This is a genomic window from Streptomyces sp. CNQ085 (assembly GCF_022614595.1).
In the GTDB taxonomy this organism is placed as follows: Bacteria; Actinomycetota; Actinomycetes; order Streptomycetales; family Streptomycetaceae; genus Streptomyces.
The window spans coordinates 1-4,300 of sequence record NZ_JAJFAU010000105.1; the positions used below are offsets into that span (position 1 = coordinate 1).

The window sequence follows — 4,300 nt, forward strand, 5'->3', positions numbered from 1 at the left end:
GGTTGGCCCGTTCCTTGCCGTTGCCGATGCCGGTGTCGACCAGAACGCGCAGCCCGTTCACGACGAACGCGAAGCTGTGACTGTCGATGTGCAGGATCCCGTCCCGGCCGGCCGACGCCGTGGAGCTGCTCGCCGAGGTCGGGGCCGTGCGGGAGGCGCTGACCGGCGAGCAGCTGGACGCGCTGCCCCCGGCCGCCGCCGGCCCGGAGGAGAGCACCACCGTCCTCCCTCGCGGCAGTGCGCCGGGAGTCCCCGCCGGCGGTGCCGGCCCGCGGGAGGACGGGCAGTCCCTGGACCGCACCTCCGTCCTGGACCGCACCTCCGTCCTGGACCGGCCGGCCGCGGTGGGCGCGGACCCCTGGGAACCGGGGCCGGGGGCGCGCCCGGGCCGGGGGGCCGGCCGCGGGCCCATGCGCTCGGTGCCGGCGCTGGTCACCGCCGCCCTGCTGGTCCTCGGTGTGGCGCTGGGCCTGTGGTACGTCAACTCCGGGCAGTTCACCAGGACCCCCGGAGTGCTCGACATGACCGAGGCCCGGGCCAAGCGGACGGTCGAGGAGGCCGGGCTGGAGTGGCGGATCGTCCGGGACTACAGCGACACCGTGGAGCGGGGCCATGTCATCGGCACCGATCCCGGACGCGGTGAGCGCATCCGCGGCAACGGCACGGTGACCCTCACCGTCTCCCAGGGTCCGGAGCGGGTCGAGGTCCCCGACGTCACGGGCGACACCCTGGGCGAGGCCCGCCGGAGGATCGAGGCCGCCGGGCTGGAGCCCGGCATGGTGACCAAGGAGTTCTCGGGGGAGGTGGGGCGCGGCTCGGTGGCCCGCACCGAGCCCGGGGCGGGCAGCGTGCGCCGTCCGGGCACGGCCGTGGCGCTCGTGGTCTCCGAGGGCGCGCGGGTGGAGGTCCCCGGCGTCGTGGGCGAGGACGAGGGCACGGCCCGGCAGCGTCTGGAGGAGGCCGGGCTGAAGGTGCGCACGGCCCCGGAGCGGGTCTTCTCCGAAGAGGACGAGGGCACGGTCGCCCGGCAGTCGCCTCGCGAGGGGGCGGTCGCCGCCGAGGGCGACACCGTGACGCTGACCGTCTCCAAGGGACCGGAGATGATCGAGGTCCCGGATGTTGAGGGGCTGGGGGAGGACGAGGCCCGGCGGGCTCTGGAGGAGGCGGGCTTCGAGGTGAAGGTGCGCAGGATCTTCTTCACCGGCACCGTCTTCGACCAGTCCGTCGCGGCGGGCGAGCGGGCCCCGCGCGGCTCGCGGATCACCGTCTGGATGCGCTGACGGCTGCGTTCCCGCCCCCGGACCGACCCGTGTGCCACGGTGCGGTCACCGGGGGTCACCCGAACGGGCAGCCGTTGTGAACCGCCCCATAGGACCCAGATCACCTACGAAGCCGCATAGTGGACACCATGGCCGTCCGGGCACCTCCGAGCGGCCCCGGAGCGCCTCCTGAAGTTCTTTTCGCCCGATGTCCACGAACCCGGGTAGTAGGTCGCACTTTTGTCCCCATAAGTTCCGGCCGCTAACAATGCAACAGTCGCCGGCGCCGAGGAGAGGAACCCGGCGCGACCCCGCTCGGCCCCATGGCCGGCCCGGCTGATCCGGCTCTGCGACGCAAGCGATCGGAAGAGGTCCTCCTCCCCCATGTCCGTGTTCCGCGTTCTCGACGTTCTCGACGTTCTCGGCCAGTTCCGCGTGGCCGGCACCGCCCGTATGACCGGCACCCACAAGTTCTCCGCCGTCGGCGTCGTCGCGGCCACCGGCGCCGCCACCCTGGCGCTCGGTCTCGCTCCGGCGGGCGCCGGGAAGGCCGCCCCCTCGGCCGAGGGGAAGCCCGCTGCCGCGCCGGTCTCGCTCCCGGTGGAGCCGGCCGCACAGGCCGAGGACATCGCCGCCGGACAGGGCGGCCTGCGGGCGCAGTTCTCCGGCTCCTACCAGCAGGCCCAGGCTGACGCCCGCGAGGCCGCCGCCGAGAAGGAGCGCAAGGCCGAGAAGGCCGCGGAGAAGGCCGAGCGCGAGGCCGCCGCCGACCGCGACTCCGCCCGCGAGAAGGCCGCCGACCGCTCGCAGGACCGCGACGGCCGGGGCAGCGGCGGCAACTGGGGCGAGCGCGACGGGAAGAGCCCGGAGCGGGCGTACGAGCGCGGGCGGCAGGCGGCCGCCTCCTACCCGGACAACCTCGACGGCTGGATCCGCGAGGCCCTGGCCGTCATGGAGCGCGAGGGCATCCCCGGCACCTACGAGGGCATCCACCGCAACATCATGCGCGAGTCCAGCGGTGACCCGCGGGCCATCAACAACTGGGACATCAACGCCCGCAACGGCACGCCCTCCAAGGGGCTGCTCCAGGTGATCCAGCCCACCTTCGACGCCTACCACGTCAAGGGCACCAGGTACGACCTGTACGACCCGGTGGCCAACATCGTCGCCGCGTGCAACTACGCCGCCGACCGGTACGGCTCCATGGACAACGTCGACTCGGCCTACTGAGCGGCCGGGAACACCCTCCGCACGGCCCGGCGGCCCGCTCTCAGGATGAGCGGGCCGCCGGGCCGCTCACCGCGGGGGCCTGGCACCCTCGATGTGTGAGCACCGCACCCTCCCCGCACGACGCCCTTCCCCCCTCCTCCGGGGAAGCGGGCAGGTCCGCCCCCGGGCCCCGCCGCGTCCGCAACCCCGTCGGCAGCCATGTCGCCGTCTCCGGCGGGCTCGCCGCCAGGGGGCTGGCGTACGCCCGCGAGATCGGCGCCGAGGCCGTGCAGGTCTTCGTCGCCAACCCGCGCGGCTGGGCCACCCCGGCGGGCGACCCGAGGCAGGACGAGGCATTCCGCACGGCCTGCGCGGACGAGGGGATCGCGGCCTACGTCCACGCGCCCTACCTGATCAACTTCGGCTCGCACACCGAGGCCACGGCCGAGCTGTCCGTGGCCTCCCTGCGCCATTCGCTGCGGCGCGCCCGGCACATCGGCGCCCTGGGGGTGGTCGTCCACACCGGCTCGGCCACCGGCGGACGCGACCGCGCCACGGCGCTGGCCCAGGTGCGCGGGCGGATGCTGCCGCTGCTGGAGGAACTGGACCCCGGCGAGGGGTCACCGGACCCGTGGCTGCTGCTGGAGCCGACGGCCGGCCAGGGCGCCTCCCTGTGCGCGCGGGCCGCGGACCTGGGCCCCTACCTCGACGCCCTGGAGCGCCACCCCCGGCTCGGGATCTGCCTGGACACCTGCCACGCCTTCGCCGCAGGGCACGACATGGCGGCCGAGGGCGGCATGAAGGCGCTGCTGGACGAGGTGGTGGCGGTGGCCGGCGAGGGGCGGCTGCGGCTGGTCCACGCCAACGACTCCAAGGACGTGGCCGGGGCCCGCAAGGACCGCCACGCGAACATCGGCGCGGGCCACATCGGCACCGGGCCGTTCCGCGAGCTGCTGCGCCATCCGGCGACCGAAGGCGTGCCCCTGGTCATCGAGACGCCGGGCGGCAGGGAGGGGCACGCGGCGGACGTGGCCCGGCTGAAGGGGCTCAGGGGCTGAGGCGCGGCCCGCGGGCCTCATCGGCCGGCTACAGCCCGGGGCCGTCGCCCGGGGCCTCCTGGTACGAGTAGCGCTGCTCGCTCCAGGGGTCGCCGATGTTGTGGTAGCCGCGCTCCTCCCAGAAGCCCCGGCGGTCGGCGGTCATGTACTCCACGCCCCGCACCCACTTGGGCCCCTTCCAGGCGTACAGATGGGGTACGACCAGCCGCGCCGGGAAGCCGTGCTCGGCCGTGAGCGGCTCGCCGGCGCGGTGGGTGGCGAAGAGCGTGTGGCCTGCGGTGAAGTCCTCCAGCCGCAGGTTGGCGCTGTAGCCGTACTCGGCCCACACCATCACATGGGTGACCTCCGGCGCGGGCGGCACGAGTTCGAGGAGCCTGCGGGTGCGCACACCGCCCCACTCGACGCCCAGCATGCTGAACCGGGTGACGCAGTGCAGGTCGGCGACCACGGTCTCGTGGGGCAGGGCCGAGAACTCCTCGTGCTTCCAGCGGTGCGTGCCCGCGTCGGCGGTGGCCCCGAAGACCCGGAACTCCCAGCGCTCGGGCCGGAACCTGGGCACCGGGCCGTAATGGGTCACCGGCCAGCCGCGCTGGAGCCGCTGCCCCGGCGGAAGCTCCGGACGCTCCCCTTCACGGCTTTCCGGCTGAACCATGCCTCCATGGTGACAGACCACCGGGCGTGCCCGTGACCGCGCCCGGCACCGCGGTCCGTGCGGAGGGCGGGCCGCCGACGCGACAGCGCCGTGGGGTGCGGATCGCTGTGATCCGCACCCCA

The 4,300-nt window shown here is 74.6% G+C and carries 4 protein-coding genes and 1 pseudogene; 3 read left to right on the forward strand and 2 right to left on the reverse strand.

The genetic code is table 11. The features are described 5' to 3' along the window. Positions 1-100 (reverse strand): annotated as a pseudogene (locus tag LJ221_RS17095) (MBL fold metallo-hydrolase); the annotation flags it as partial. A 310-nt stretch (positions 101-410) separates the two neighbouring features. Between LJ221_RS17095 and LJ221_RS17100 the strand changes: the two are divergent. From LJ221_RS17100 to LJ221_RS17110, 3 genes are all read left to right on the forward strand, one after another. Further along, positions 411-1,280, forward strand: coding sequence for a Stk1 family PASTA domain-containing Ser/Thr kinase (locus LJ221_RS17100; RefSeq protein ID WP_302852023.1), 870 nt, complete (start codon positions 411-413; stop codon positions 1,278-1,280). A 363-nt stretch (positions 1,281-1,643) separates the two neighbouring features. After that, positions 1,644-2,489, forward strand: coding sequence for a transglycosylase SLT domain-containing protein (locus tag LJ221_RS17105; protein ID WP_241717599.1), 846 nt, complete (start codon positions 1,644-1,646; stop codon positions 2,487-2,489). A 95-nt stretch (positions 2,490-2,584) separates the two neighbouring features. Beyond that, positions 2,585-3,526: a deoxyribonuclease IV gene (locus LJ221_RS17110; protein WP_241717600.1), complete on the forward strand. Its 942-nt coding sequence runs from the start codon at positions 2,585-2,587 to the stop codon at positions 3,524-3,526. 28 nt (positions 3,527-3,554) lie between these two features. On the opposite strand, the gene LJ221_RS17115 is transcribed toward LJ221_RS17110, so the two are convergent. Continuing rightward, complete coding sequence (locus tag LJ221_RS17115) at positions 3,555-4,178, reverse strand: sulfite oxidase-like oxidoreductase (RefSeq protein ID WP_241717601.1); 624 nt, start codon at positions 4,176-4,178, stop codon at positions 3,555-3,557. Positions 4,179-4,300 lie beyond the last annotated feature (122 nt).

What these genes read in the sequence shown, in the direction of transcription:
- LJ221_RS17100 (WP_302852023.1), top strand. Translation starts at nt 411, where the DNA reads ATGCGCTCGGTGCCGGCGCTGGTCACCGCCGCCCTGCTGGTCCTCGGT.
- LJ221_RS17105 (WP_241717599.1), top strand. Translation starts at nt 1,644, where the DNA reads ATGTCCGTGTTCCGCGTTCTCGACGTTCTCGACGTTCTCGGCCAGTTC.
- LJ221_RS17115 (WP_241717601.1), bottom strand. Translation starts at nt 4,178, where the DNA reads ATGGTTCAGCCGGAAAGCCGTGAAGGGGAGCGTCCGGAGCTTCCGCCG.